General features: G+C 56.4%; 23 protein-coding genes. 12 read left to right on the plus strand and 11 right to left on the minus strand.

Going from position 1 to position 26,333, the window contains the following annotated elements; translation table 11 throughout:
* Positions 1-84 precede the first annotated feature (84 nt).
* The 5 genes from KYK14_RS15760 to KYK14_RS15780 form a co-directional block, all read right to left on the minus strand.
* Positions 85-2,670, minus strand: coding sequence for a TonB-dependent receptor (locus tag KYK14_RS15760; protein ID WP_343217122.1), 2,586 nt, complete (start codon positions 2,668-2,670; stop codon positions 85-87).
* A gap of 118 nt (positions 2,671-2,788) precedes the next feature.
* Positions 2,789-3,217: a hypothetical protein gene (locus tag KYK14_RS15765; RefSeq protein WP_219160151.1), complete on the minus strand. Its 429-nt coding sequence runs from the start codon at positions 3,215-3,217 to the stop codon at positions 2,789-2,791.
* Between the two features lie 60 nt (positions 3,218-3,277).
* Positions 3,278-3,718: a hypothetical protein gene (locus KYK14_RS15770; RefSeq protein WP_219160153.1), complete on the minus strand. Its 441-nt coding sequence runs from the start codon at positions 3,716-3,718 to the stop codon at positions 3,278-3,280.
* Positions 3,715-4,320 carry an RNA polymerase sigma factor gene (locus KYK14_RS15775; RefSeq protein ID WP_246601882.1) on the minus strand — a complete coding sequence of 202 codons (606 nt, stop codon included), beginning with the start codon at positions 4,318-4,320 and terminating at the stop codon, positions 3,715-3,717. The genes KYK14_RS15770 and KYK14_RS15775 overlap by 4 nt, the downstream gene beginning before the upstream one ends.
* Positions 4,321-4,604: 284 nt before the next feature.
* A complete protein-coding gene (locus tag KYK14_RS15780; protein WP_219160155.1) occupies positions 4,605-6,905 on the minus strand; it encodes an efflux RND transporter permease subunit in 2,301 nt (766 codons plus the stop codon).
* A gap of 277 nt (positions 6,906-7,182) precedes the next feature.
* Here KYK14_RS15780 and KYK14_RS15785 point away from each other — a divergent pair, with 277 nt between their 5' ends.
* The 6 genes from KYK14_RS15785 to KYK14_RS15810 all read left to right on the plus strand — a co-directional run bounded on the left by KYK14_RS15785 (position 7,183) and on the right by KYK14_RS15810 (position 11,693).
* Entirely contained in the window at positions 7,183-7,611 is a 429-nt protein-coding gene (locus KYK14_RS15785) for an SRPBCC family protein (RefSeq protein ID WP_246601883.1), read from the plus strand.
* 100 nt (positions 7,612-7,711) lie between these two features.
* Entirely contained in the window at positions 7,712-8,833 is a 1,122-nt protein-coding gene (locus KYK14_RS15790) for a type I restriction endonuclease (protein ID WP_219160159.1), read from the plus strand.
* 129 nt (positions 8,834-8,962) lie between these two features.
* Positions 8,963-9,757: a thymidylate synthase gene (locus KYK14_RS15795; RefSeq protein WP_208306430.1), complete on the plus strand. Its 795-nt coding sequence runs from the start codon at positions 8,963-8,965 to the stop codon at positions 9,755-9,757.
* A gap of 94 nt (positions 9,758-9,851) precedes the next feature.
* On the plus strand, positions 9,852-10,463 hold the full coding sequence (locus KYK14_RS15800; RefSeq protein WP_219160161.1) for a TonB family protein: 612 nt from the start codon (positions 9,852-9,854) through the stop codon (positions 10,461-10,463).
* A gap of 207 nt (positions 10,464-10,670) precedes the next feature.
* Positions 10,671-11,228 carry an energy transducer TonB gene (locus KYK14_RS15805; protein ID WP_219160163.1) on the plus strand — a complete coding sequence of 186 codons (558 nt, stop codon included), beginning with the start codon at positions 10,671-10,673 and terminating at the stop codon, positions 11,226-11,228.
* A 195-nt stretch (positions 11,229-11,423) separates the two neighbouring features.
* Positions 11,424-11,693 (plus strand): hypothetical protein, encoded by a 270-nt coding sequence (locus KYK14_RS15810; RefSeq protein ID WP_185283732.1) that lies wholly within the window; start codon positions 11,424-11,426, stop codon positions 11,691-11,693.
* An 18-nt stretch (positions 11,694-11,711) separates the two neighbouring features.
* Here KYK14_RS15810 and KYK14_RS15815 read toward each other — a convergent pair whose 3' ends face one another.
* The 3 genes from KYK14_RS15815 to KYK14_RS15825 all read right to left on the minus strand — a co-directional run bounded on the left by KYK14_RS15815 (position 11,712) and on the right by KYK14_RS15825 (position 14,369).
* Positions 11,712-12,575, minus strand: coding sequence for an aminotransferase class IV (locus tag KYK14_RS15815; RefSeq protein WP_219160165.1), 864 nt, complete (start codon positions 12,573-12,575; stop codon positions 11,712-11,714).
* 50 nt (positions 12,576-12,625) lie between these two features.
* Positions 12,626-13,747 (minus strand): DNA-processing protein DprA, encoded by a 1,122-nt coding sequence (gene dprA / locus KYK14_RS15820; RefSeq protein WP_208306425.1) that lies wholly within the window; start codon positions 13,745-13,747, stop codon positions 12,626-12,628.
* Between the two features lie 217 nt (positions 13,748-13,964).
* Positions 13,965-14,369, minus strand: a complete 405-nt coding sequence (locus KYK14_RS15825) for a MerR family transcriptional regulator (RefSeq protein WP_185283729.1) — start codon at positions 14,367-14,369, stop codon at positions 13,965-13,967.
* Positions 14,370-14,602: 233 nt separating this feature from the next.
* On the opposite strand from KYK14_RS15825, the gene alaS reads away from it, so the two are divergent.
* The 5 genes from alaS (at position 14,603) to KYK14_RS15850 (ending at position 22,229) form a co-directional block, all read left to right on the plus strand.
* The gene (gene alaS / locus KYK14_RS15830; RefSeq protein WP_219160167.1) at positions 14,603-17,284 is read left to right on the plus strand and encodes an alanine--tRNA ligase; all 2,682 of its coding nucleotides are present in this window, start codon (positions 14,603-14,605) and stop codon (positions 17,282-17,284) included.
* A gap of 101 nt (positions 17,285-17,385) precedes the next feature.
* Positions 17,386-18,180: an energy transducer TonB gene (locus tag KYK14_RS15835; protein ID WP_219160169.1), complete on the plus strand. Its 795-nt coding sequence runs from the start codon at positions 17,386-17,388 to the stop codon at positions 18,178-18,180.
* A gap of 59 nt (positions 18,181-18,239) precedes the next feature.
* On the plus strand, positions 18,240-19,727 hold the full coding sequence (gatB, locus tag KYK14_RS15840; RefSeq protein WP_246601884.1) for an Asp-tRNA(Asn)/Glu-tRNA(Gln) amidotransferase subunit GatB: 1,488 nt from the start codon (positions 18,240-18,242) through the stop codon (positions 19,725-19,727).
* Between the two features lie 178 nt (positions 19,728-19,905).
* The gene (locus KYK14_RS15845; RefSeq protein ID WP_219160171.1) at positions 19,906-20,922 is read left to right on the plus strand and encodes a TlpA disulfide reductase family protein; all 1,017 of its coding nucleotides are present in this window, start codon (positions 19,906-19,908) and stop codon (positions 20,920-20,922) included.
* Positions 20,923-21,095: 173 nt separating this feature from the next.
* Complete coding sequence (locus KYK14_RS15850) at positions 21,096-22,229, plus strand: TlpA disulfide reductase family protein (protein ID WP_219160173.1); 1,134 nt, start codon at positions 21,096-21,098, stop codon at positions 22,227-22,229.
* 121 nt (positions 22,230-22,350) lie between these two features.
* On the opposite strand, the gene KYK14_RS15855 is transcribed toward KYK14_RS15850, so the two are convergent.
* The 3 genes from KYK14_RS15855 to KYK14_RS15865 form a co-directional block, all read right to left on the minus strand.
* The gene (locus KYK14_RS15855; protein WP_219160175.1) at positions 22,351-23,139 is read right to left on the minus strand and encodes a hypothetical protein; all 789 of its coding nucleotides are present in this window, start codon (positions 23,137-23,139) and stop codon (positions 22,351-22,353) included.
* A 3-nt stretch (positions 23,140-23,142) separates the two neighbouring features.
* Positions 23,143-23,658 (minus strand): acyl-CoA thioesterase, encoded by a 516-nt coding sequence (locus KYK14_RS15860; protein WP_208306418.1) that lies wholly within the window; start codon positions 23,656-23,658, stop codon positions 23,143-23,145.
* Between the two features lie 84 nt (positions 23,659-23,742).
* Positions 23,743-24,804: a TlpA disulfide reductase family protein gene (locus KYK14_RS15865; protein WP_219160177.1), complete on the minus strand. Its 1,062-nt coding sequence runs from the start codon at positions 24,802-24,804 to the stop codon at positions 23,743-23,745.
* Between the two features lie 132 nt (positions 24,805-24,936).
* Between KYK14_RS15865 and KYK14_RS15870 the strand changes: the two genes are divergently transcribed.
* Positions 24,937-26,175: a serpin family protein gene (locus KYK14_RS15870; protein ID WP_219160179.1), complete on the plus strand. Its 1,239-nt coding sequence runs from the start codon at positions 24,937-24,939 to the stop codon at positions 26,173-26,175.
* Positions 26,176-26,333 lie beyond the last annotated feature (158 nt).

Genomic DNA, 26,333 nt, shown 5'->3' on the forward strand with positions numbered 1-26,333 from the left:
GTTCCTGCGTGAGAAGGTCTTTCGACACTGGCTTGATGCGCCACATGCTCAGGAGGACAAGGCGAAAAATAGCTTTGTCACTCACTACCCACCAAAACCACCCGTATCTCCCTTGGGTTGGTTGTCGATAGAGCTGGCGGGCTTGCTGGTGCCTAAAAACCAGGTGAAGCCCAGGTAGCCCACGCGGGTTTCGTACTTGGTTTGCAGATTGGTAGTGAGGTCTGCGGCGGCCAGCCGAGTGTACTGGCGCCGCGTGTCGAACAGGTCGCTGACACGCAGTGTGAGGGCCGCCCGGTCGTGGAACAGGCGCTGGCGCAGGGCTACATCTACCCCATACACGGCCAGCAGGCGGCCTTGCGGCACCACCAGCGGTGCGCGGTAGTTGCCGCTAAGCTGCACGGCCAGCGTTTTGGTCGGGCTGAACGTATTCAGCAAATACGCCGTGCCGGTGAAGTTGGCGCGGGTGCCAGTGCCGGTGTAGCTGGCTACTTGGTTGCGGTAAAAGGAGCCGTTGACGATGAGTTTCCACCAAGTAGTCACGGGCTGCGTCAACGAAACTTCCATCCCGTAGCTAGCCGTGCGGCCCAGGTTGGCGTAGCTGGTGCGGGTGATGAAGTCGGGCTGGCCGCTGAGGCGGGTCGCCAGCGTGTCAACCGTGCGCAGGCTCTGAATGGCTTGATTGGCGAAGCGTCCAAACAGCGTGGTGTTGAGGGTAGTATGCTGCCACGCCACCTGATGGCCCAGCTCTGCCACATGCACGTACTCGGGGCGCAGGGTGGGGTTGCCCACCATGTAGTTGCGCGCATCAGTGTAAATAGGTAAGGCCACGATTTGCAGAAAGTTGGGTCGATTCAGGCGGCGCGAGTAGCTGAGCTGGAGGCGCTGCTCGTGGTGGGGTAGGGTACGCGCCACTGTGGCGGAGGGGAATAGGTTGAAGATGCGTTGGTTGGTTGAGCCCATGGGCAGTACCCGGGCCTGTAGCCCGGTAAACTCAGCTCGCAACCCCACTTGATAGTCCCAATGGTCGGTTTTCTGCTGATACGAGCCGTAGGCCTGCGGAATCACTTGCTGGTAGTGGTAGCGGTACGAATTCGCCTCTTGCCGAATAAATTCTGCGCCGGGTACTGGCTGCACCGTATACTCAGCCGTGCCGGGCGTCACCATCACGTCGGTTTTTACGCCCGCTCCCCAGCGGCGTTTGTCGTCCAGGGGGTGCACGTAGTCTATCTGCGCCGAGGGTAGGTGGATGGTCACATCGAGGAACTGCCGACGCGCCTGCCGGGTGTAGCTGGCGGGGCCGTCCAGCACACGTTGCTCCGTAGTCACGGTGCCGCCATCCAAGGTATAGGTAGCGCTGGCCGTTAGCTCGCGGCCAGGGTAGGCAGCCCAGGTATGCCGGTAGTTGCTGCCCACACGCATGGTATACAGGTCGTCGACTTCCGGATTTTGATTTTGTAGGATAATCGTCGGGTCAGTATCGCGCGTGAGTTGGGTAGTGAAATGGTTAGTTTGGTGTAAGTCGTTCTTATAGAATTCGGCGGTCAGCGTCAGCGTTTGCTCCGGGCGCCAGGCGTAGTCCACGCCTAAGCGAAGCGCTTTATTGACTTGGTGGCGGACGGCGCGGCCGGTCTGATCGGTGCCAGTGGTGCGGCCCTCGGCTGTAGCCACCTGCTGCAAAGCCGAGCTGCCACGGAACTCATTATTGAGCCCATTTACGTTGCTGTAAAAATTGAATTTGCCCACCTTACGGCCAAGGTTGAGCGAGGCGCTGTACTTGTTGCGGGTGCCCGCCGTGACCTGCGCCTCCCCGTTCCAACTGTCTTTAAGTTGCTTTTTCTGCACTAAGTTGATGATGCCGCCCGCGCCCTGGGCCGAGTACCGCGCCCCCGGATTGGTGATAACCTCAATGGTTTCGAGGCGGCTTGCGGGCAGCTGGTCGAGGCGCAGGCTGCTGGGTGCGGGCTTGCCGTCGAGGTAGAGCGTAACGCTCGCGTTGCCCCGCAAGCTGACCTGCCCGTTTTCATCTACCGCCACAGAAGGCACCTTTTGCAGCACATCGGCCGCCGTGCCGCCCACGCTGTTCAGGTCTTTGTCTACGTTGATAATCTTCTTGTCCAGGTCTTCAACGAGCACAGCCTTTTCGCCCTGCACTACCACCCCGTCAAGCTGCACCACCATCGGAGCGGCCAGCCATTCGCCCAGACGGAGTACCGGGGTAGTTGCAGTCAGCGTGATGCTCCGGCGAGTAGTCTGGTAGCCTAGTGCCTCTGCCCGCAGTACGTAGCGGCCCAACGGAACGCTCACTAAGGCAAAAGTACCGTTATCAGCCGTTTGAGTGTTTTCGGCTAGAGTAGAGTCCGGTAACCGCAACAGCAAGACGTTGGCAAAAGGAAGCGGTTGACGTGTGCTTCGGTCCAATAGCGTGCCCGATATGCCACCCGAAACTTGAGCAGATGCTGTGCTCGGCACTAGGCAAACGACTACCAACATCAGCCACCAAAAACGCCACTGGCCCGAGCACGCAGCCTGTACGCAGCAGGAAAACGGATGCCGCAACTGCGTCACAATTTGTCCGATACATTTAGTAAGTGTCTGACTATAAATGTATTTTGCAATACAAGTTACCATGTAATACATAGTACAGAGAGCTGAGTATACCGACTGTTTCATACAAGTGAGTAGTTAACGTGACGAAGAAAAGGGAAGCAGGAGAGGCAACAGCACCCACTTTCCTACCGCTATGCTTGCGGACGGAGATGCTGGAGAAAGCAGAAAGGTGTCGTGCGGATTACTTCGTTTGACGACGCAGGAAAAGGTAGTAAGCCAGAAACCCGAAAGCCGTGCTGAAAAGCAGGATGATGATGGAGTGAATGCCCAAGGGTAGGAATAAGCTGCATACCGTAAGCCCCGCACCGCTGCTCAGAAGCAGCGCAATCCACTTCACTACCTTGTTTTGCTCGTCTTGAGGGCCGGGCAGTAGGCGCTCCACAACGCTTTCCGAAACGGCCGCCCCCAGAATTTGCCGTTTCAGCAGGTAGTTCATAATCAGTTTGATAGCGGCTAGTACGAAGCTACAAAGCAGGTAAAACCCGAAGATCGGCAGCACAACCCGGCGCGCGAGTTCCAACGCATTGTCGTCAAGAGGCACCAGCGTACTTTGGGCCGAAGCTCCCTCCGTAGTCAAGCAGAAAAGCAAAAGCAGCAAAAAACCTTTCATAAGTTGGGCCGTGGGGTGGTACTGTATGAGACCGGCCAAAGCCGTTCATGTTGCAAAGCATTACGAAAAAGACAGCAGGCGCATTTGCCGACGGTATTGGGCCAGTAACTCCACACATTGGCCGGCCATAAGGAACCCTACTATTACCAGTAGCCCACCTCCCAATAGGGTAGCCATATCCTGAAAAACCTGCACCAGCGTGCCACCAAACAACGCCAGAAACGCGCCGACAACCCCCACTACAGGAACCGCCACCCAGCAGAGCACCCACGGGAAAGCGGGGCGGGGCCTAGGTAGCTGCGCCAAGACGCTGGCCGTGAGGTCAAAAGTGAAAGCCGGTTGGGGTAGGCGGGTCGTTGCCACAAATAGGTGCTGGTAGGTCGCAACCTGGTCCTGGCACTGGTGGCAGCCGCGCAGGTGAGCCGTCTGGGTAGCCGGCAGCAGGGCCAGCGACTCCGCGGCCTCTTGGAGGGCGCGTTCAGAAAGATGGGGGCTTGTCATAAGTCGTCGCGTTGGTAGCGGGCTAGTAGGTGCTGTTTCAGCTGTTTTCGTGCTCGGAAGAGGTAGTTTTTCACAGTACCATCTGGCAGGGAGGTGATCTGGGCAATTTCCTCGTAGCTCAGTTCCTGCTGATGGTACAAGGAAATCAGGGTGCGGTAGAGTGGGGGTAGCTGCTCGATGGCCGTGCCCAAGATATCGGCTAAGTCGTGGCTGAAAAGGACTGTTTCGGGGTCGTAATCCGAGTCGGCTACAAGCGGGGGTGGGGCTCGGCGTCCTTCTTCTGCTGCCGCATCCGGGGTAGGTTCCGTAGGGTCTATCAGCACCAGCTGCTTCTTTTCCAAGTAGTGCAGGCACGTGTTGTAAGTGATTTGGCCGACCCACGTGGAGAGTTTGGCCTGAAACTTAAACCCGGCCAGGTTTTTATACACCTTCAGATACACTTCCTGCGCAATATCCGGGCGGTCGGCGGGGTGCCGAATCATCTTGAATATCAACTGCGTAACCAGCCCTTCCGTGCGCTGCACAATCTGCCCAAACGCCGCAGTGTTGCCACCCAGCACCTGCTTCACAAGCTGCTGGTCGGTTGCGGGAAGGGTAGGCAAATCGGTCATCAAAGCATGAGACCGGCCAGGCGGCAGGATGTTGCATTACCGTGCGCAGATGCCTCGTTTCTCTGAGAGATGTTGTGTCTCTACCCACTGAATCCGACTTCTACTATAAGGAATATTTGAGTTAACTGGAAAGGCAGCCAGAACAGCGTAGAGACGCATACTTGCGTCTTGTCATTGCTGACGTTGTTGGGCTAGAACGATACTAACGCGAACTGTTCAACGACGAGACGCAAATATGCGTCTCTACATCGTGCAGTGGCCCAGATACTTTCTCCCTACGAAACCGGTACCGCCTCGCGTACGGCGGCGGGCTGGTGGCGGTAGAACCACAAAATCAGGATGGGCAGCAATGTCAACTCGGCCACTACCCCAAACAGGAGCGTGAGGCCAATGAGCAGGCCCACGTAGAACGTGCCGTCGAACGACGAGAAAATTAGGGTAGAGAAGCCGCCTACCAGAATCAACGACGTGACAATGACCGCCTTGCCGGCCATGAGGTAGGTTTTGCGTACGGCCCGGAACAGGCTGTCTTCTTTCAGCAACACCAGTTTCAATTTGCTGATAAAGTGAATGGTATCGTCCACGGCAATGCCGAAGGCGATGGTGAAGATGATGCTGGTGCTCACCTTCATGCTCACGCCGGCCACGCCCATCACGCCCGCTACTATCAGGATGGGTACCAAGTTGGGAATCAGTACAATCAGCGTCATGCGAATGGAGCGGAACAGGACCAGTACAATCAACGTCACCATTAGAATGTCGATGCTCATGCCGGTTATCATGTTCAGCGACAGGTTCTCATTGTTTTTGTCGATGAGGTTGGCCGAGCCGGTGAGGCGGGTTTGCACGATGGTGGAGTCAATGCGCTGACGCAGAAACTGGCGCAGGTCGGCGTTGAGGGCGCCAGCGCGCAGGCTGCCCACGTCGGGCATGCGGCCGGTTAGCCTACCCTCCGAGCCATCGGGTAGGACCAGCGCCTGGAACTCGGGCTTCTTCCGAAACGGCTTGGCCCGGCGCAGCAGGCGTTGCAACTCGGCGTCGGAGTCGGGGAGGCGGTACTCGGCTATGTCGCCACCGTTCAGAGCTTTGCGCACCGATTTCACCAGCGTCACGGGCGAGGCCACGAAGCGCAGACCGTAGGTGCGTTGGAGGTAGGTCTCGATCTGCTCGGTCTGGCGCAATACGGGTAGGGTGAGGACTGAGCCGCCTGCCGTTGGCGTAAGGGCCATTTCGAAAGGCCGCACGCCCGCAAATTGCCGCTCAAAAAACCGGAAATCCTGCTTCACCGGGTCGTTTTGCGACAAATCATCCAATAGCGCCGAGTTGATGCGGATGCGCGAGGCCGAGGCCACCGAGGCAATCAATACCACGGCACTCACAGCCACTACCAGCTGCCGCCGCGCCAGCACCTGCCGGAACAGGCGGCCCAGTACGCCGTCCCAGCTGCGGCCTTCCTGGCGCGGCACCCGCAACTGGGGTTTGCGCAGCAACAGCAGCATAGCGGGCAAGAGCGTGAAGCTGAGCACAAACGTGAGCAGCACGGAAATGCCCGTAAACAGCCCGAAGTTATAAATCGGCCGGATGGTGCTGGTCATCAGCGTGAAAAAGCCGATGCTGGTGGTCAGCGCCGACAGCCCCGAGCCAAAGCCCGATTCCTTGAGCGTGACCCACAGCGCGGCCCGTTTCTCGGTGCCGTAGCCCAGCTCCGTCACGTAGCGCGTGATGATGTGGATGGTGTCCGACATGCCCACCACAAACAGCATCACCGGCAGCAGGGCTGTCATCAGATCAATGCTGATGCCGAAGGCGCCCATTACGCCCAGCCCCCACACAATGGCGCCCAGCACTACTACCAGGGGCAGCACCACGCCCCACCACGTCCGGAACGTGAACCACAGCAGGGCCGTCACCAGAATGACCGACAGCGACATGAACAGCGCCAACTCCACCTGCAAGCGGTCCACAAACACGGATTGCGCCACCATTTTGCCAGCCAGGTGGTAATCAGTTTCCGCGAAGCCCTGGCGCGTCAGCTCCCGGCGCACGGCCGCTAGCAGCGAGTCGCCGGGCGGCTTGGCAAGGTTAGGCGAAGTTTGCAGTAACACGGTAGCGGCGCGGGCATCCGGCGAAATCAGGTTGCCCACCAGCCCCGGCGTGCGGTACACGGTGGCCGAGTCCTGCGCCCGCCGCGCGGGGTCCGGGTCGCCGGGGTGGAAATAAGGAATGTTGAACACGCCCAGCCCTTCCACCACGGGGTTAGTGGCGGTGGTAGGCGACGTGACGCTGACCACGTGGGGCCGCCGCCGCACAAACTGCGTCAGCGAATCGACGCGCACCAGAAACTGCGGGTCGAAAACGGTCTTGCCCGTGGGAGCTTCCAGGCCCAGCAGCACGTAGTCATTGTCGTTGCCGAAGCGCTGGGCGTACTCCTCGTAATAGGCTAGGTCAGGGTCGCCGGCGGGGTAGAAATCGTTGAAATTGTAGTTGAAACGCAGCTGGGCGGCAAAGTAACCCGCTAGGCCCGTGAGGAGAAACAGGGCCAGCAGGATAGGGTAGGCAAATCGGCGAGTAGGCATAGGGTAGGAGGGCGGCTCAAGCAGGAACGAGTACGCAGCGTTCTGCTTACCTTAAGGACCGCCGAAGGCCAACCGTTGTTTTTTGCTATTTGTTTCCGCGAGCTATTCTATTTAGAAATGAAAAGCCCTTGGTATATCCTATGTTGTGTAGTGCTGATGCCGGGGGTAGGCAGACGAAAGAAAAGCTGAATTACAAATTCTCAGTGAAGTAAGAATGCCGCTTATAAAAATAGAGACAGTAATCCAGGCGCCTCAAAAACGCTGCTTCTTGTTGGTTTTGAGCGTTGATCTGCATACGGTATCAACTCAACAAACAAAGGAAAGCATTGTGGCTGGTGTACGAAGCGGAATATTGCAACTTGGCGATACGGTCACATTTCGGGCACAGCACTTTGGTATTTGGCAAACTTTAACCAGTAAAGTAACCGAACTGGAAACCCCCATTTACTTCTGCGACGAGATGCAGCAAGGTGCTTTTCAGCGCATGCGCCACGAGCATCATTTCGAGAAGCAGGGCAATACTACGCTCATGCGTGATGTATTCGAGTTTGCTTCTCCGTTGGGATGGGTACGAAAAGCGGTAGATACGTTGTTTATGAAACGCTACCTGACTCATTTTCTGAAAGAGCGTTGCAGTGTAATAAAGCACTATGCTGAAACTGAGGCTTGGCGTGAGGTTTTACCTTTGATGGATAACCTTAAATAACATAGGGAATTGATTTAGTCGTTAGGATGTGACTTTTATTTGGAGAGTTTACATAAGAATATTAGATTTCAGAATCTTACAATTTTTATAAAATCGATACATGGAGCTTATTGACCAACTTACCAATCTAGCTGCACGAGCGCAAAAACAGATTGGCCACATTCAAACGGAAGAGGCCACAAAAAACGCATTGGTTATGCCTTTTATCAATGCGTTAGGATACAACGTCTTTGATCCGACTGAGGTAGTGCCAGAGTTTGTCTGTGATATCGGTACTAAAAAGGGTGAGAAGATAGATTATGCTATTATGCGTGATGGCAAACCTATTATTCTTGTCGAATGCAAGCCAGTAAGCGGTGATTTAAGTATTAATCACGCTAGCCAGTTATTTCGCTATTTTCATGTAACAGAAGCTCGCATCGCAGTGCTAACAAATGGCACTACCTATAAGCTTTTCACTGATTTGGAGCAGCCGAATAAAATGGATGAGCGTCCATTCATGGAATTTGATTTGTTCAACTTTCAAGAAAATGACGTTGCTGAAATTAAGAAACTGAGTAAGGCTTCATTCAGCATAGAAGACATGCTTTTCGCTGCATATAATTTAAAGTATATGCGGGCTTTCAAAAAGTACTTCGACGAGCAGTTTACCCAGCCCTCGCCCGACTTTATAAATTTCGTATCGAAGCAGGTATATGATGGCGTGTTGACGCCTAAATTAAAAGAGCAGTTTGCCATACTAGTGCATCGCTCTTTCCATCAGTTTCTCAACGATAAAATAACTTCTCGGCTACGGTCAGCTATGCTTGACACCGGGCAACCATTGCTGACAACTGATTTGCCTGCAATAGCTATTGTAGAGCCGAAAGTAGCTGAAGCAGCCCCCGAAGTCGAAACAAAAGATAGGGATATTGTAACGACAGTAGAAGAAACAGAAGGCTTCATGATTGTCCGGGCCATTTTGCGTAAAACAGTACCGGTCAACCGAGTAATAATGCGTGATGTGCAATCGTATTGTGGTATTCTGCTCGATGATAATAACCGTAAGCCAATCTGTCGATTACACTTTAATAGCAGCAAGAAGTTTGTAACTGTATTCGATGTAGAAGGTGGCGAACGGGTTGATATTAGTTCACTAGATGATCTGTATGGACTTGCTTCCCGGATTCGAGCAACTGTTCAACGATACGAATCGAAATTAACAGAAGTGCCTGCTGGGTAATTCTATTGGTTGTCAGTTTCTTATAAAGAAAACCTGTCCGTGCCGGCAGGTTTTCTTTATTTTTGGCCCCAACGTGTTGAAAACACTGAAGCTTCTACAAGGCTTTCTTGTTGCCCCGAATCATTCCCCATGCACCAATACCACACCCTCCTCCAGCATATACTCGACCACGGCACCCAGAAAACCGACCGCACCGGCACCGGCACACTGTCGGTGTTTGGCTACCAGATGCGTTTCAATCTGCAAGAGGGCTTCCCCTTGGTGACCACCAAAAAGGTGCACCTGAAAAGCATCATTCACGAGCTATTGTGGTTTTTGCAGGGCGATACCAACATTGCCTACCTCAAAGAGCACGGTGTGAAAATCTGGGACGAGTGGGCCGACGCCAACGGCGAGCTGGGTCCCGTGTATGGCAAGCAGTGGCGCAGCTGGGCCGCCCCCAACGGCGAAACCATCGACCAGATCAGCGAGGTAGTGCGCCTGCTGCGCGAGCAGCCCGACTCGCGCCGCATCTTGGTCTCGGCCTGGAACGTGGCCGACCTGCCCGATATGAAGCTCCAGCCCTGCCATGCCCTCTTCCAATTCTACGTGGCCGATGGCAAACTTTCCTGCCAGCTCTACCAGCGCTCGGCCGACGTGTTCCTGGGCGTCCCTTTCAACATTGCTAGCTACGCCCTGCTCACGCTCATGCTAGCGCAGGTAGCGGGCTTACAACCCGGCGACTTCATCTGGACCGGCGGCGACACTCACTTGTATAGCAACCACTTGGAGCAGGCCCGCGAGCAGCTCACCCGCACGCCGCGTCCGCTACCCCAGATGCGTCTGAACCCGGAGGTAACGGACATTTTCGGCTTTCAGTACAACGATTTTAAGCTGGAAAACTACGACCCCTGGCCCGCTATTAAGGCGCCGGTGGCCGTGTAATATTTGGTCGAGCATACCGGGCGGTAACTTTGCAGCGTTAATGGAGTAGAATGGGTAAATTCCTATTTCATCTCGTTAACGTGCTGCTCAGGATATGACAACAACTAACCTTTACTCCCTTAAGACCCGTGCCCAGCGTTGGTTGCCAGTAGGCGCGCTGGTATTACTGGCCCAGGCCGGTTACGCGCAAATGTCCTTCAACCGTTGGGAAGGTGGCACCAGCAGTCCTACCGATACACCCGTTCGCAAGTCGGGTAAGCGGGCTGCGGCCACTGCCGATGCCACGCTGCCAGTAGCTACTGCCACCCCCGAGCCGGTCCGGCGCACGCCACCTGCTGTGGCAGCCTACTCCAAGCCCTTACGGCGTGGGTTGGGGCAACGCGTACGGGCCAGCGCCTATAGTGCCCCCGATGCAGAGTTTTACCGCTACGCGTGGCAGCACTTGCGCTACCCCGCCACGGCCTTGCAGGCAGGACTATCGGGGCAGGTGCTGGTGCGCCTCAACGTCAACTCGGCCGGGGATGTGATTGATTCGGAGGTGCTGAGTGCAGATATTCGGCAGGCGCCTACCGGCAAAGAAGCGTCTGCGGCGGCGGGTAAGGCTGCCATGCGCCAAGGTGCCGCAGATCTGCTGTGGGGGCTGCATTTTGAGCCCGCCGCAGGCACCACCCAAGAAGACGTACCCGTACGCTACGTTATCCAGTAGGCATTTCAGACGGGTGGTAGAAGATACGATAATGGTGGTTCGGAAGGCCATAGTTTGCCGTAAACTTTGTATTTTTAGGCATAAAACAAGATAAAATTGCAGCAAAGGGGGCACCAGTTGCGTGCGGTTTTATGTTGCGCTCTGTGAGAACGGCTGGTGAGAATCAGTCTTTCGAGCATATTATAAAGTTCAATGCAATCTAGTGCGATGAAAAAATGGTTCTACTACCCAGTTATTTTCTTGCTGACGCTATTGGCCACGGCCGAGGTGAAAGCCCAGAACTTTAACACCTGGACGGCCGATCCACCGGCCCCTATAACCCCCCGGCGCAAACGGCCGGCTTCCAAGCCCAAGCCTACACCCGTAGTGCGGGATACCGTTGCCATAGAGGTTCCTAAGGTAGAGCAGTCTAGGCTCATTAAGCGCGGCCTGACGCAGCGCATGAAGGCGCACAAGCCGTTGGAAGAGGATAACACGTCGGTGGAGTTCTTCGCGAACAACAGCCGTTATCCGACCGCCGCCGCCATGGCAGGTGCCCAAGGCAACGTGCTCATTCGGCTGCAAATAGCACCCGATGGGCACGTGAGTCGTACATCGGTAGTAGCAGTGGAGCCGCGCCCCATTCCGGGCTATAACACCAACGTGCCCCCCGCCGCTATGGATGCCCTGGCCAACGAAGCCCAACGCGTATTTCGGATGCTAAAATTTGAGCCGGCGTCTAGCACATCGGAGGAGGAGCTCAGTGCTAGTTTCTCATTGCAATAAAATTTGAAAAAATTATATTATTTCTACGATATACAAATTATGTTTTATTAATATAATTATATATGATATGTAATTATATTGTTGAATATGTTGAAAAACATTTGCCGTGAGCAATTGCGGGGCGTGTTGATGTTTTTGAAATTTATACTTCAAAAATAAAATCCAATATTGCGGTGGATTTCGTATCTGCCATTCATGTGGGTTATTCCTAATTTTTCTTCTGGTGCTACGATGGGGCATGAGGGTGGACCAAGCGGTCTGCCCCGCCAGTACCGCGCCTGGATAGCTTTGTACGCTCTGGATGCGAATGAGCGGCCCCGTGCCGACATTTTACGCATCAACGAAGTCACGGAGGCAGATTTGGCCGAGTTCGAAGCCAGCTGGCTCCAATTACGCTGTCGTTCCAGCGGTACTCTCCCTACCCGGTTCGACTTGCCGCCGGCTACTGATTCGCCTTGTACCTGAAGGCTGTAAGGTAGCTTATTAGTTAGTTTCGTCGGTTTCCCACTGGCGGAGTGCCCCTAGCAACGGATGGGTTGCTGAAGCGAACGTACTGCCCTCTAAACGCTCTATGGGGCGTATTCCGGCTACGTTGGCCGTAAAAACGGCTTCGGCGGCTAGTAGTTGATCGGGAGTGAATAAGCCTTCCTGGCAGGGTAAGCCCTGTTGGTGAGCCACAGCCAGCAGATGCGCCCGGCGTACTCCCGCCACGCAGCCCGTTGCCAGAGCGGGTGTGTATAGCTGCCCTTCTCGCACCCAAAACACCGCCGCCGATATAGCTTCTGCCACGTGCCCAGTGGCGTCCAGCAACAGCAGTTCATCCAGGCCGCGCGTTTGCCGCTCCAATCCGGCCCGTACGTAGTAGAGCGCGTGCGGCCCCTTGCAAAACGATAGCGGCGTATGAAACGTGTGCGTCTCCCGGGCAAAGCCAGCCTGATTGATCGGCTGGTCGTTGGGCTGAAAGGGTAGGGCCGCAACGAGGTACTCGGTAGGGGCAGCGGGCGGCGGGGAGTACAGACCACCGCCACCGCGCCAGAGCTGTATCCGCACCCGGGCCTCGGTTAGCGAATTGGCCGCCGTCACGCGCCGCACGGTGGCTACAAGGGAAGGGGCGTCGGCCAGGGCGGGCGGCAGCGGCAGATGCAGCGCAACAGCCGCTGCTCGCATCCGGCGTAGGTGGTGCGACAGGTAGCGCACGGTATCGGCGGCCCAGACCAGCGTTTCGAAAAAGCCGTCGTTGAACTGTAGCCCGCGGTTGGGTAGGGGCAGGGCGAGGTCGGCCGCGGGTAGCAGGTGGTCGTTGTAGAGCAGCACGGGCGAGTGACTGAGTGGCTGTTTTGGCTGCACAATATGGATAATCTACACCATCACTCAGTCACTCTTCCGCTCAGTTGTTCCTATGTGAGCACAAATTTTTTGCCTGGCAGCGCTTTCACTATCCCTCTAAATTCCAACCCCAGCAACAGCGTGGCAACCTGGTTCACAGGCAACTGCGCTTTCCAACTTAGGTTATCCAGCAACTCTTCTTTGAGCACTACAAGTAGCTCGATAAGCTTGAATTCCTCCGCCGTGAAATCGTGGGGCGAGTAGGTAGGAGCAGCCTGAAACTTGCCCGACTGGTGCAGGGCGGCATCCCAATTCAGCAATTCTTCCAGGTCTTTGGGTTCGGCGTAGAGCGCGGCTTTGTGGGCCTTGATGAGGTCGTGGCAGCCGGCGGAGGCGGGGCTACCCAATGGGCCGGGTAGGGCCAGTACCTCACGATCGTAGCTGATGGCCAGCTCGGCGGTGATGAGCGCACCGCCTTTGCGGGCCGCTTCTACCACCACCGTGCCATCAGAAAGCCCAGCAATAATGCGGTTCCGTGCGGGGAAGTTGTACTTATCGGGCTGGGTGCCAAAGGGAAACTCTGTGAGTAAACCGCCCTGCGTGCGCATCTTCTCGGCAGTTTTGCGGTGAGCAGGGGGGTAGAGTATGTCCAGCCCAGTGGCCATCACGCCTACTGTTTCCAAGCCTTCCTGCAAGGCAGCGCGGTGGGCAAAGATGTCGATACCATAGGCTAAGCCGCTTATTACCAGGGGTTGATGCGGCACGAGGCCCTGCACTAGCTTCTCAGTTTGCTCGCGGCCGTAATCGGTGGCTTGGCGCGTGCCCACAATGCCGACTGTTTTAGGCGTGTTCAAGTCGGCAGTGCCCTGGTAGTAGAGGAGGGTAGGAGCGTCGGGTAGCTGCTTGAGGCGCTTCGGAAACTGCTTGCTGGTGTAGAATAGTAGCTGCACGCCCTCCTTCTCGGCGCGGCGCAGGGTTTCCTCGGCCCGGCGCAGGGCCGTAGTGCGTTCGGCGCCAGTAAGCGTCGCCACGGCTTTGGGCCCTACCCCCGGAATCTTGCGCAGCTTGCCCGGCGGCAGGTGCAGCACGTTTTTGGCGGAGCTGCCGTAGCTCATCAGCTGTCGCGTAAGCTGCGGCCCAATACCGGGAAACAGCGTCAGGGCGACTTCGTGGAGGAGGATATCGTCGTGCATGTGGTAATTCTCACCCCTAGCCTCCTCTCCGAAAAGAAGAGGGAGGATTAGCAGCTAGTTTTTAGTACTAGTATTAGCTCCCCTCCTTTTTCCAAGGAGGGGTTGGGGGTGGTTCTGCTACAGTTAGAAATAAAAATAGAGCTATAAACAGTGCAACGATTGGAATACCCCCAACCCCTCCTTTTTCAAGGAGGGGAGCTAGCTTTTAAAACTAGCTCTAGTCTCCCATCTCCTTTTCGGAGAGGGGATTGGAGGGTGAGGCAGACGTAGGATTCTTCCCAAGTCCATCCAACTGTTTGCGCAGTTCCACCAGAAACCCACGCACCTTCTCCAGCGAGTGCGCCACTTCCATGCGTTCCTTGAGCTGGGGGCCGCGCTGGCGCATCAGGTCGCGGGCGCCGGGGATGGTGTAGCCGCGCTCTTTTACCAGGTGGTAAATGGTGCGGAACGTCTCAATGTCCTGGGGCGTGTAGAGGCGGTTGCCCTTGCGGTTTTTGCGCGGGCTGAGGTCCTCAAACTCTGTTTCCCAGAACCGAATCAGCGAGGGCGCCACCTCGAACATGCGCGCCACCTCGCCAATGGTGTAATATTCTTTCTTGATCTCGCGCTCTTTGTACGGCATTGGTCGGGGGTAGGGGCGCGTTGCATGCGCCCGTCGTGGCACGACGGAAAAGGCCATTGGCATCGGCAGCAACGACGGGCGCGTGCAACGCGCCCCTACATTTGCTAACTTTGCCAGAACGGCTTTTCGCAAAGCTGCAAACTACCAAAAAACGGGCCGCTATCAACCACAAAGCGGCCTGCGTACCACGAACCCTCACGATTTGCCGGGCCGAAACCCGGCGTTCCTTCCCTATGTCACTCCCCAAGGCTTCGCACGTTCGCCAGCAGTTTCTCGACTTCTTTGCCTCCAAAGGCCACCACATTGTGCCCTCAGCGCCGCTGGTGCTCAAAGACGACCCTACCCTGCTGTTCGTCAACTCGGGCATGGCCCCATTCAAGGACTACTTCCTCGGCAACAAGCCCGCCCCCTACAAGCGCGTGGCCGACACCCAGAAGTGCCTGCGCGTATCGGGCAAGCACAACGACCTGGAAGAGGTAGGCTACGACACCTACCATCACACTTTGTTCGAGATGCTGGGCAACTGGTCGTTTGGCGACTACTTCAAAACCGAAGCCATTGCCTGGGCCTGGGAACTGCTGACTGACGTGTATAAGCTGCCCAAAGACCGCCTCTACGTCACCTACTTCCAGGGCGACGAGGGCGACAAGCTGGCCGCCGACACCGAAACGCAGAACCTGTGGCGCCAATACACCACCGAGGACCGCATCCTGCCCGGCAACAAGAAGGACAACTTCTGGGAGATGGGCGACACCGGCCCCTGCGGCCCCTGCACCGAAATCCACATCGACCTGCGCTCCGACGAGGAGGTAGCCCAAAAGCCCGGCCGTGAGCTAGTGAATGCCGACCACCCGCAGGTGGTAGAAATCTGGAACAACGTGTTCATGGAGTTCCAGCGTCTGGCCGATAAGTCGCTCGTCAAGCTGCCCGCGCAGCACGTAGATACCGGCATGGGCTTTGAGCGCCTGATGATGGCCGTGTCGGGCGTGAAATCGAACTACGACACCGACGTGTTTCAGCCGCTGATTCAGTTCATTGCCAAGGAAGCCGGGGTAGAGTACCACGGCACCGCCCCGGCCACCGTGAATGACCAGCCCGCCACGGAAAACGAGAAAACGGACATCGCCATCCGCGTCATTGCCGACCACATCCGCGCCATCAGCTTCACCATTGCCGACGGCCAGCTGCCCAGCAACGTGAAGGCTGGCTACGTGATTCGCCGCATCCTGCGCCGTGCCGTGCGCTACGCGTTTTCGTCGCTCAATCAGAAGCAGCCCTTCCTGTATAAGCTGGTGCCGGTGTTGGCCGATCAGATGGCTGGTATCTTCCCTGAGCTGAAAGCGCAGCAGCAGTTTGTGCAGCGCGTGATTGAGGAAGAGGAAATCAGCTTCCTGAAAACGCTGGAAAACGGCCTGCGCCGCATTGACGCGCTGGAAGAAGGCTTCAAAAGCCAAGGCAACACCATCGACGGCAAAACGGCTTTCGAACTGTCTGATACGTTTGGCTTCCCACTTGACCTCACGGCCCTCATCGCCCGCGAAAAGGGCCTGACGGTAGACGAAGCCGGTTTTCAGAAAGAACTGGAAGCCCAGAAAAACCGCTCGCGCAACGCCCAGGAAACCGAGCAGAGCGACTGGGTAGTAGTGAACTCCGACAACGGCGAGCTGCCCCTATTTGTGGGCTACGACGTGGAGGAAGCCCCCGCGCGCCTGCTGCGCTACCGCAAAGTGACGCAAAAAGGCAAAACCGAGTACCACGTGGTGCTCGACCAAACGCCGTTCTACGCCGAGTCGGGCGGGCAGGTAGGCGACACGGGCTACCTGGAAGGCGGCCTGTCGCGGGTACGCGTGATTGACACGCGCAAGGAAAATGACCTCATCGTGCACACCGTGCTGGAGTTGCCCCTACCCGAGGACTTGGAAGGTGAGTTCACGGCCCGCATCGACAGTAGCCGTCGCGCTCTGATTCGCAAAAACCACACGGCCACACACTTGCTGCAAGCTGCCCTGCGCCGCGTGCTGGGTGAGCACGTGCAGCAGAAAGGCTCCCTGGTAAACGACAAGCTCCTGCGCTTCGACTTCTCGCACTTCACCAAGGTAACCGACGAGCAGCTGCGCGAAATTGAGCAGATCGTGAACGAGCGCATCCGTCAGCAAATTCCGCTGGACGAGCGCCGCAACGTGCCCATTGCCGAAGCTAAAACGCTGGGCGCTATGGCCCTGTTTGGGGAGAAGTACGGCGACTTTGTGCGCGTCATCACCTTCGATAAAGAGTACTCAGTAGAGCTGTGCGGCGGCATTCACGTGCGCGCCACCGGCGAAATCGGCTTCTTCAAAATCACGAGCGAGTCGGCGGTAGGCGCGGGCGTACGCCGCATCGAGGCCGTAACGGCCGACGCTGCCGAGGCCTACGTGGATCAGCAGCTGGATTTGCTGCGTCAGGTGCGTGAGCTGCTGGGCAACCCGCAGCACTTGGTGACTAGCCTGCAAAAGGTAGGCGAGGAAAATGCCGCCCTACGCAAGCAGTTGGAACAGGCAGAAAATCAGCAACTTGGTCAACTAAAAGATCAGCTTGCGGCTCAGGCCAAGACGGTAGGCGGCGTGCAACTTATTGCGGCCCAAGTACCCGCCCGCTCCGCTGATGCCCTCAAGAAGCTGGCCTACGACCTACGCCAGGTGGTGCCCAACCTGGTAGCCGTCCTCGGCGCCGACATCGACGGCAAGCCCCAACTGGCCGTGATTCTGGACGACGAAATTGCCAAAGCCGGTAAGCTCAACGCCAAAACCCTGATTGGCACGCTGGCCAAGGAAATCCAGGGTGGCGGCGGCGGCCAGCCTTTCTTCGCCACGGCTGGTGGAAAGAACGTGGCCGGGTTATCGGCGGCTATTGGCAAGGCCGAGGAGCTGGTAGGGTAGGCACTGGCGTAATAGTTGTGCATACAAACGCGGGGCTGAACACTCTAAATAGGTATTCAGCCCCGCGTTTGTATGCACAACTATTTTAAAATCGTTTTTAAATGAAGAAGTTTTACGTGTTTTTTTCTTTACTAATTGTTGGGTGCTTTAGTAGTTATCATGCCGCTGCTCAAATAAATAATGAGCCGCATACAGTCAAGGAATACTTTGATGCAGACGGTAAGAAGCTGCCTTCCACTGAAGGCGCAGTTGAATGGAGTGAGTCAATTTATCAAGATAGTATCAGGGGTGTTGTGCAAGGCTATTATGGCAACGGCCAATTAAAATGGCGTAGTGAATGTGAAAACATCCGTCTGCATACCGTGCATGGAATAAGCGAAATGTGGTACGAAAGCGGCCAACTGCGACGCCGTGCGCGCGTCACCCATGGTAAGTGGGATGGTGAGCTTGTTTCTTATCACGCAAACGGCACATTAAAGCGCCGCGAGGTATATAAAGAAGGGGAAAGTGTAAGCGGCGAATGTTTTGATAATGCAGGGAAACCTGTTGCATTCTACGCGTTTGAAAAGATGCCTTCACCACCTTTAGGTGGCTTTAATGGAATGCTTCAATTTATAGGTAAGAATCTGCGCTACCCTGCAGAAGCTTTAAGAAGAAATATTCAGGGTAAGGTATTCATTGATTTTTACGTAGATACACTAGGAGTTGTGCGCGATGTACGTATTAAACAAGGCATACACCCTTCTATTGATAATGAAGCGGCCAGAGTTATTGCTAGCCTGCCAGCATGGGAACCCGGTTATCAGGACGGCAACCCAGTTAATGTGAGTTTCACGGTGCCCGTTACATTTGCTATTCAAGACAAGAAGATCAAAAAGCGTATTTCTGCTAATTAAACTGAGAATGCCTTGTGTAGTACGCGGGTGAAGTTAATGACCAGCGTAGCCGACCGATTATGGCTTCTATGTTTAACTTGCACCTTACTATGGACGAAAGCATCAAAGCCAAATACCAGCCGGTCATCGGCCTCGAAGTACACGCGCAACTGCTCACGCACAGCAAGATGTACTCCTCAGATGAAAACGAGTACGGCGCCATGCCGAACAATAACCTGAGCGTGATTACGCTGGGTCACCCGGGTACGCTGCCCAAGGTGAACTACACGGCCGTGGAATACGCCATGAAAATGGGCTTGGCCACCAGCTGCCAGATCACGCGCGACAACCTGTTTGCCCGCAAAAACTACTTCTACCCCGACCTTCCCAAGGGCTACCAGATTACGCAGGATAAAACCCCGATCTGCACCGGCGGCCACGTGGATATTCGGGTGGCAGGCGCCGAGCCGAAGCGCATCGGCATCACGCGTATTCATATGGAGGAAGACGCGGGTAAGTCGATGCACCTAGCGGGCGAGGTAGAGACGCTGGTGGATTTGAACCGCGCCGGCGTGCCGCTCATTGAGATTGTGAGCGAGCCGGACCTGCGCACCGCCGACGAAGCCTACGCCTACCTGGCCGAAATCAAGAAGCTGGTGGAGTACCTGGAAGTGTGCGACGGCAACATGGAGGAAGGCTCCCTGCGCTGCGACGCCAACGTATCGGTGATGCTGAAAGGCGCCGACAAGTTCGGGATGAAGGTAGAAGTGAAGAACATGAACTCCTTCCGCAACGTGCAGCGCGCCATCGACTACGAGATTGAGCGGCAGATTGCCCTGTTGGAAGCCGGTGAGGAAATCATCAGCGAAACCCGCGGTTTCGACGCGGCCAGCGGCACCACCAACGGCCAGCGGAGCAAGGAAACGATGAACGACTACCGCTACTTCCCTGAGCCCGACCTACCCCCGGTGGTCATCGACGATGAGTGGCTGCACCGCATCCAGGCCAGCTTGCCGGCATTGCCCCAGCAGCTCTACGCCCGCTTCACGGGCGAGCTGAGCCTCTCGGATTACGACGCCAACGTGCTGACGGCCGAAAAGGACGTGGCCTTGTTCTTCGACGAGCTCACCCGCCTAACGCCCAACGCCAAAGCTGCCGCCAACTGGGTGACCGGTCCGGTAAAGGCCTACCTCAACGAGCGTGCCCTACCCATGGCTGAGTTCCCGCTCACGGCGCAGCACCTGGCTGGCATCATTGAGCTGATTGATGAAGGCAAAGTAAACCACTCGGTGGCTTCCAAGCAGCTGTTTCCCTACCTGCTGGAGCACCCCACGGCCAACGTAACCGGCGCCGCTGAGCAGCTGGGTCTGTTGCAGCAATCGGATGCCGGGGCGCTGGAAGCCCAAATTCAGCAGGTGCTGGCCGCCAACCCGGCCAAGGTAGCCGAGTACAAAGCGGGTAAAAAGTCGCTGACGGGCATGTTTATGGGCGAGTTGATGAAGCTCACCGGTGGCAAAGCCGACCCCAAAATGGCCAACCAGCTCCTGCGCAAAGCGTTGGACGCGTAAGCTGCGAGTAAATGAGTAGTTAAGTATTAGGTTTATAGAAAAACGCCTGTCATCCTGAGCTTGCGAAGGACCTTATCACGGCAGAACGATTACCGTAACAACGACTCGTTCTAATGTGATAAGGTCCTTCGCAAGCTCAGGATGACAGGCGTTTTTCTTCTTTTTCAATGGATTCTCTATGCGTATTTCTCTATTACTGCTTTCTGGGCTCCTACTGCTAAGCTGCCGACCAGCTACCCAAGCGCCATCTGAGGCATCGGCTACAGGCTATGAAATTCAGGGGAGCATTCGACTCGCGGCACCGCAGAGCCGTGTAGTGCTGGAGCAGCAGGTAGGTAGTACGACGCGGCTGGATTCAGCGGCCCTCGATGCCAACGGCCGTTTTACGCTGCGAGGACAAGTACCCGCGCCAGGCCTCTACCGGCTGGTGCTGCGCGTGCCCGGCGCCGATGCCCGCATCTTTCTCGTACCGCTCGACAACCACGCCCACCTGACGCTGACCACTGATGCAGGCGGTGCGCACTGGCAAGGCTCGCCAGAAGTTGACTTTCTACAAGCGCTGACTCGGGCAACGCCCGCCGAGAAACCCCGTATTGTGCGCCGCTATGCTACGTCCTACCTCGCTCCGAGTGTGGTATGGGACCTAAGCGCCGCTGGTGCGCCCGACGATTTTCTGGACTCCATGACCACGCGCTTCCGGCTTGCTGGCGACTCCAGCCGGGCTGCGTTCGGACTCTATCAATGGCAACGCGCCTACCGCCTCACCGCGCCCGGTACGCAGGTGCCAGAAATAGCCCTACCCACCGCCAATGGCAAAACGGTGAAGCTAAGCAGCCTGCGCGGGCAATATGTATTGCTGGATTTCTGGGCTTCGTGGTGTGGCCCCTGCCGTGAAGAGCACCACAGCCCGGAGCTACGAAAAATCCACCGGCTGTTTCGCGGGCGGGGGCTGGCTTACTACGGCGTGTCGCTGGACGAGGAGGCTGCAAAGTGGCGCCATGCGCTGACGGCCGACAGCTTGCCCGGCGTACAGGTGCGGGCGACTGAGGGCGAGCAAAGCGCAGTAGCGCGGGCCTTTGGGGTGACTACACTGCCCTTCAACCTACTGCTTGATCCGGAGGGTAGGGTGCTGGCCCGCAATCTGCATGGGCATACCTTAGGCTCGCGCATTGCCAGCTATATTCCGTTGGATTGACCCACTTCGGGAACCTGCGCGGCTGATTTGGGTTGTAGCAACGAAGGACGCGCCTAAAGCCGTGGATTCCTCCAAAATCCGCAACTTGCGGCCGTAAACGCTGTCTTTTCCGTCAATTCTATTTAAACGCCTTGGCGTTTTGACCCCGCTTTCCTCGAATGAACCACCCTCCCATGAAAAGTCTGTTGCTGTTTGGTGCCCTGCTTGGTATGGCAAACGCCTGTAACAAAGCTACTTCGCCTACCTCTAGCGCTGGAAATAGCACTGGTTATCAAATCAACGGCGAGTTAACGAACGCCACGTCCGGCGCCAAAGTGTATTTAGCCGAATTGGAAGATAATCAGCTCGTTTCGCGCGATACAGCTACTATTGACGAGAAAGGGCGCTTCGCCTTCACGGGTACCACCCCGGCGCTTAGCATTTATCAGGTGAAGGTAGACGACACCAACCAAGCCCTGGTAGCGCTCGACAATCAAACCAAACTCACGCTACGCGGCGATGCCAGCAAGCTCAACAACAGCTACACCGTGCAGGGCTCGCCCGACTCGGAGCTGTTGCAGCAAGTGAGCAACGCGTTGCAGATGAACAAAACCAGCATGGATCGTCTGGAGCAACGCTTCGTGCAGGCCCGGCAGGCAGGCCAGGCCGATTCGGTGGCCGCGATTCAGCAGGAAGCCCAGCAAATCCAAGAGCGTGGGCAAGCAGGTGTGCGCCGTTTGGTACGCCAGCATCCGGGCTCCGTGGTATCGGGCTTTGTGCTGACGGCTGTGCTGAACCCGGATGATAACTTTGGTCTGGCCGATACCGTGGCCACGGCTCTGAAAGCTGCCCACCCCGAGTCGCGCTATGCTAAGGCGCTGACCGCCAAGGTGGATGCCTCTCGCGCTACCGCCACCGGCGCTGTAGCACCCGACATCAAACTGCCTACCCCAGAGGGCAACGTGGTACCCCTGAGCAGCCTGCGCGGCAAGTACGTGCTGCTGGATTTCTGGGCCTCGTGGTGCGGCCCCTGCCGCCAGGAAAACCCCAACGTGGTGCGCGCCTATCAGAAATACAAGGACAAAGGCTTTACCGTCTACAGCGTGTCGCTGGACCAAAGCCGCGACAAGTGGGTGAACGCCATTGCCAAAGACAACCTGACTTGGACGCACGTATCAGATTTGCAGTACTGGCAGAGCGCGGCGGCGCAAACCTATAAGATTGAGGCAATTCCGCAGTCGTATCTGCTTGACCCGCAGGGTCGCATCATCGGCAAAAATCTGCGCGGCCCGGCGCTGGAAGCTAAGCTGGCCCAGGTGATGAAGTAGGGGCGGCTTACAGTCGCCTAACGTTGCATAAAAAACGCCCGCTGAATTCGTTCAGCGGGCGTTTTTGTGTTTTTGTCAACGATATGCAGTCGTCAGCAACGATGGGCGCGTACAACGGCCCCTACAGGAACATGCGTTTCATGGCGTTCCAGAGCAGCTTTTTACGGCCTTGGTCTTCCTCAATCACATCTAGCTCGGCAGCGGGGAGGTAGGCGGCGTCGCCGACCAAAATGACAGGCTCGTAGAGCTGAGTTTTGTGCACGGCCACGTCGAGCAGGTTTTTGCCGAAGCCGATAATCTGCTTGGCCTCCAGCTTAGTGCGCAACGTGCTCAGGGCCACCGGCAAGTGCGATTCCACGTTGATGAGCACCGTGTCTTCCACAATTTGCCCGATGGCCTTCAGCACGTTGTTCAGGAACACGTGCCGGGGTAGGCGCTGAAACTTCACCGCATCCAGACGCACCAGAATCACGATGCCGCGGGCGTTGCTGCCTAGGGTAGAGAAAGGCGTTTGGGTGAGTGGAGGAGCCGTGCGCTGGGGCGGAGCGGGGGCAGCCGGCGGCGCAATTCTGGTAACAGGGGGCGCAGGCGGTGGGGTTGGGGCACTACTGGGCACCGTAACCGGTGGACGGCTTATTAGTGGCGTAACGGGCGGCACCGAAGCAGCCGGGCGGCTTACGGGCGGTGTTGGGGCTGCAACCAGCGGCGTGGCGGGCGGTGGTACTGGCGCGGCAGCTAGTGGGGTAGGCGGCACGGGCGTAGCCGGCGCTGGGGTAGGTGCCTGCGCCGGCTGTGGTGCGGCAGCTTTTGCTATTGGCGCAGCCTTCTCTTCCCCTACCTCGGGCACTACATAGAGTGTGAGGTCGGCGTAGAACTGCTGATAAAAAGCCAGAGCCGCGTCGTGATTCATGATTTACAGGTCAAATAAGGCCTTCAGCTCCGTGGCATCCGAGGGTTGCATGCGGCCGGCCAGTACCAGGCGCAACTGCCGGCGCTGGAGGGCCCCGTCGAAGAGGCGTACTTCCTCGGGGGTTTCGGGGAGGGCATCGGGCACGTCGATAGGGCGGCCCGACTGATCCACGGCCACAAAGGTGAAAAAGGCCTCGTTGGATTTCACTTTGGTACCGCTGGGAATATCCTCGGCCCACACGTCAATATGTACCTCCATCGAGGAGCTGAACGCCCGCGTCACCTGTGCCTCCAGCGTCACCACGCTACCCAGCCGGATGCCTTCCCGAAACGACACGTTATCCACCGAGGCCGTAACCACAATGCGGTTGCTGTGGCGCTGCGCAGATACAGCGGCGGCAATGTCCATCAGGTGCATCATGCGACCACCCATCAGGTTGTTGAGCGTGTTGGTGTCGTTGGGCAGCACCAACTCGGTCATGCTCACGAAGGATTCTTTAACGGGTTTTTGCTTGCGCATTGGGGGTAGGCGAGAGTAAGCGAAAAGAGCCGCAAAGATAGGTAGCCGCGCCGGGTATGTTGGCAGGAAAGCGGTAAACAGCCGCTATGGCATTGCGGTAAGCGCTTTCAGCTTCTCTTCAACCACCGCTAAGTGGTTGCTCTTTACCAGCACTACCCCTTGCTTGTCGAGCAGTATGTAGGTAGGAAACCCCTCGATATTGTACTGTTCTATCATGCCTTTGTCAGCCTTTAGCTCCGAGAGCTGCGTCCAGCGCAACTGATGCTTGTGAATGGCTTGCAGCCATAGATTCTTCTCGTCGATGCTTTCCACACCAATGCCCACCACGGCCATTTGGGAGGCGTAACGGGCTTGTATTTCCTTCAAGTGGGGCATCGACTGGATGCACGGGCCGCACCAGTGGCCCCAAAAGTCGAGCAGCACATATTTACCTTTAAATGTATCCAGCGATACGGCTACCCCAGCCGTATCGGGTATGGTGAACTTGGGTGCCGGACGGCCCACCTGCGGCTGATTGCGTAAGGCGGTCAAACGGCTGGCAGCGGCTTGCCCCTGCATACTGGCGCGCACCTTGGGCGACAAGCCGCGCAGCAGCTGCTCGTATGTTTCTACCGGTTGGTCATTGACAAATCTAGCTTGCTCATAGAGCAAGTTGGCGCTGGTGCGGGCTTGCGGGTGTGCCTGTATGAACGCTCGGGCAGCTTTCCCATCCAGTGATTGTAATACTCTCATCGAATCTGGGTGAGCCTCCATCCGTTGCTCAAGCTTCCACCTGCTGCGCTGGTTGTACTGCGTGTTCCAATCATTTTCCGGCGTGCCCGTAACCACCAGTTGTCCCACATTTTCCATATCACCCGCGACGGTTACCCGGCCCGGCTCGTTCCAAATGGGAGTGTAGCGTGACGGTACGAGCTTCATATTGATGACGCCATCGTCGCTGGGGCGGGTAGTGTAGGTGAATCGGTCATTCACCGCGCGCACGGTGTCGTGCAGCTGGTGATTGTTATGGTCGTAGAGGAACACCACCGATTTGTTGCCCAGGCCTTTAACGTTGCCCGTAATGCGGCAGGGCTGTACCGTTTGCGCAAGAACGGGGGCAGTCAGGCCCAAGCCTAGCAGTGCGAGAAGAATAGTACGAGTTAACATAGAAAAAGAGTAATAAGATGGAGATGACAACAATATAGGCACAACTATATGCAACTGTTTACTAGCTGACAGACTCTTCATAAAAAGTCTGTTTAAAGACCGTGTTTTCCTATCTCAAATAAGTAAGGCATTATGCAAAAGCTATTTACCAAAACGAAGGGGCTTCTCCTGCTCAGCGCTGCGCTGCTGGCTGCGTGCCAGCCTGACAGCGACGTATCGCCCGACAATACGCCCAACGTGCGGCCCCTCACGGCGCAAGAGTCGCAGACTGTCGGTAGTGCCAACGATTTTGCCTTCCGCAGCTTTGCCGCGCTGCGTAAATCCGAGGCTGCCAACAACCTATTTATCTCGCCCCTGAGCATCTCCGCGGCCCTTACCATGACTTACAACGGGGCTGATGGGACAACCAAAGAAGCGATGCGCAAAACGTTGGGCTACGCGCCCACTGCCACCGACGAGGAAATCAGCCAGTCGTACAAAAGCCTGTTTGCGTTGCTGCAAGGGGTAGACCAGAAGGTGAGCTTTGCGGCGGCCAACTCGCTCTGGCATGCCCAGCAGTACAAGCTGCAAGCGCCATTCGTGCAGCTCAATCAAACGTATTTCGACGCCAAGGTGCAGGGTGTGAACTTCGCCGAAAGCAGCACCAAGAACACAATTAATGACTGGGTAGAAAGCAAAACCAACGGCAGGATCAAAGACCTAATCAAGCAGACTACTAGCGATGATGCCCTGTACCTGGTGAATGCTCTTTACTTCAAAGGCACCTGGACCTACACCTTCGATAAGAAGCAAACCAAGAGTGCACCGTTTTACCTCGAAGATGGCAGCACTATCTCCCGGGACTTTATGGCGCTGACAAAAGGCCGCTACCTGTACGCCGCCGACGCCGATATGCAGCTCATCGACCTGCCCTACGGCAACCGCCAGTACAGCCTGACGCTGCTGCAACCCACCGCCACGCACACGCTGGCCGACCTCACTGCCACGCTCAGCAGTGCCAAGCTCGCCGCCTGCCTGTCCCGCGCCGATACCATGAGTCTGCCGCTGCACCTACCTAAGTTCAAGCTGGAGTATGAAGTAGACCTCAAAGAGGTGCTGACACAGCTTGGTATGGACGAGGCGTTTGGCGACAGAGCCAATTTCAGCAAGATGCTGGAAGGGCGCAGTAATTTAGCTATTGGTAAAGTGCTGCATAAAACCTTTGTAGAGGTAGATGAGGAGGGCACTGAAGCCGCTGCTGCTACGGCCGTAGGCATGGTGAATAATAGTATTGGTTCACCGACCGAATTGTGGATTAATCGACCTTTTCTATTTATAATCCGAGAAAAGTCCTCCAACGCCATTCTCTTTATTGGGCAGTTGATGAAATAGGGAAAAGGGTGGGGCTGTCATCCTGAGCACAGCGAAGGACCTTCTCACGTGAGAACGATACTCGTTATTACGACTTGTTCACACGTGAGAAGGTCCTTCGCTGTGCTCAGGATGACAGCCATATTTTCACTCACCGCCTACCCCTCCCAGCCGGCTCT

This window comes from Hymenobacter profundi, assembly GCF_019334315.1.
Taxonomy (GTDB): Bacteria; Bacteroidota; Bacteroidia; order Cytophagales; family Hymenobacteraceae; genus Hymenobacter; species Hymenobacter profundi.

Coding starts and splice junctions, on each gene's coding strand:
- KYK14_RS15760 (WP_343217122.1), bottom strand. CDS start 2,670: ATGAAACAGTCGGTATACTCAGCTCTCTGTACTATGTATTACATGGTA.
- KYK14_RS15765 (WP_219160151.1), bottom strand. CDS start 3,217: ATGAAAGGTTTTTTGCTGCTTTTGCTTTTCTGCTTGACTACGGAGGGA.
- KYK14_RS15770 (WP_219160153.1), bottom strand. CDS start 3,718: ATGACAAGCCCCCATCTTTCTGAACGCGCCCTCCAAGAGGCCGCGGAG.
- KYK14_RS15780 (WP_219160155.1), bottom strand. CDS start 6,905: ATGCCTACTCGCCGATTTGCCTACCCTATCCTGCTGGCCCTGTTTCTC.
- KYK14_RS15790 (WP_219160159.1), top strand. CDS start 7,712: ATGGAGCTTATTGACCAACTTACCAATCTAGCTGCACGAGCGCAAAAA.
- KYK14_RS15795 (WP_208306430.1), top strand. CDS start 8,963: ATGCACCAATACCACACCCTCCTCCAGCATATACTCGACCACGGCACC.
- KYK14_RS15800 (WP_219160161.1), top strand. CDS start 9,852: ATGACAACAACTAACCTTTACTCCCTTAAGACCCGTGCCCAGCGTTGG.
- KYK14_RS15805 (WP_219160163.1), top strand. CDS start 10,671: ATGAAAAAATGGTTCTACTACCCAGTTATTTTCTTGCTGACGCTATTG.
- KYK14_RS15810 (WP_185283732.1), top strand. CDS start 11,424: ATGTGGGTTATTCCTAATTTTTCTTCTGGTGCTACGATGGGGCATGAG.
- dprA (WP_208306425.1), bottom strand. CDS start 13,747: ATGCACGACGATATCCTCCTCCACGAAGTCGCCCTGACGCTGTTTCCC.
- KYK14_RS15825 (WP_185283729.1), bottom strand. CDS start 14,369: ATGCCGTACAAAGAGCGCGAGATCAAGAAAGAATATTACACCATTGGC.
- alaS (WP_219160167.1), top strand. CDS start 14,603: ATGTCACTCCCCAAGGCTTCGCACGTTCGCCAGCAGTTTCTCGACTTC.
- KYK14_RS15835 (WP_219160169.1), top strand. CDS start 17,386: ATGAAGAAGTTTTACGTGTTTTTTTCTTTACTAATTGTTGGGTGCTTT.
- gatB (WP_246601884.1), top strand. CDS start 18,240: ATGGCTTCTATGTTTAACTTGCACCTTACTATGGACGAAAGCATCAAA.
- KYK14_RS15845 (WP_219160171.1), top strand. CDS start 19,906: ATGCGTATTTCTCTATTACTGCTTTCTGGGCTCCTACTGCTAAGCTGC.
- KYK14_RS15850 (WP_219160173.1), top strand. CDS start 21,096: ATGAAAAGTCTGTTGCTGTTTGGTGCCCTGCTTGGTATGGCAAACGCC.
- KYK14_RS15855 (WP_219160175.1), bottom strand. CDS start 23,139: ATGAATCACGACGCGGCTCTGGCTTTTTATCAGCAGTTCTACGCCGAC.
- KYK14_RS15860 (WP_208306418.1), bottom strand. CDS start 23,658: ATGCGCAAGCAAAAACCCGTTAAAGAATCCTTCGTGAGCATGACCGAG.
- KYK14_RS15865 (WP_219160177.1), bottom strand. CDS start 24,804: ATGTTAACTCGTACTATTCTTCTCGCACTGCTAGGCTTGGGCCTGACT.
- KYK14_RS15870 (WP_219160179.1), top strand. CDS start 24,937: ATGCAAAAGCTATTTACCAAAACGAAGGGGCTTCTCCTGCTCAGCGCT.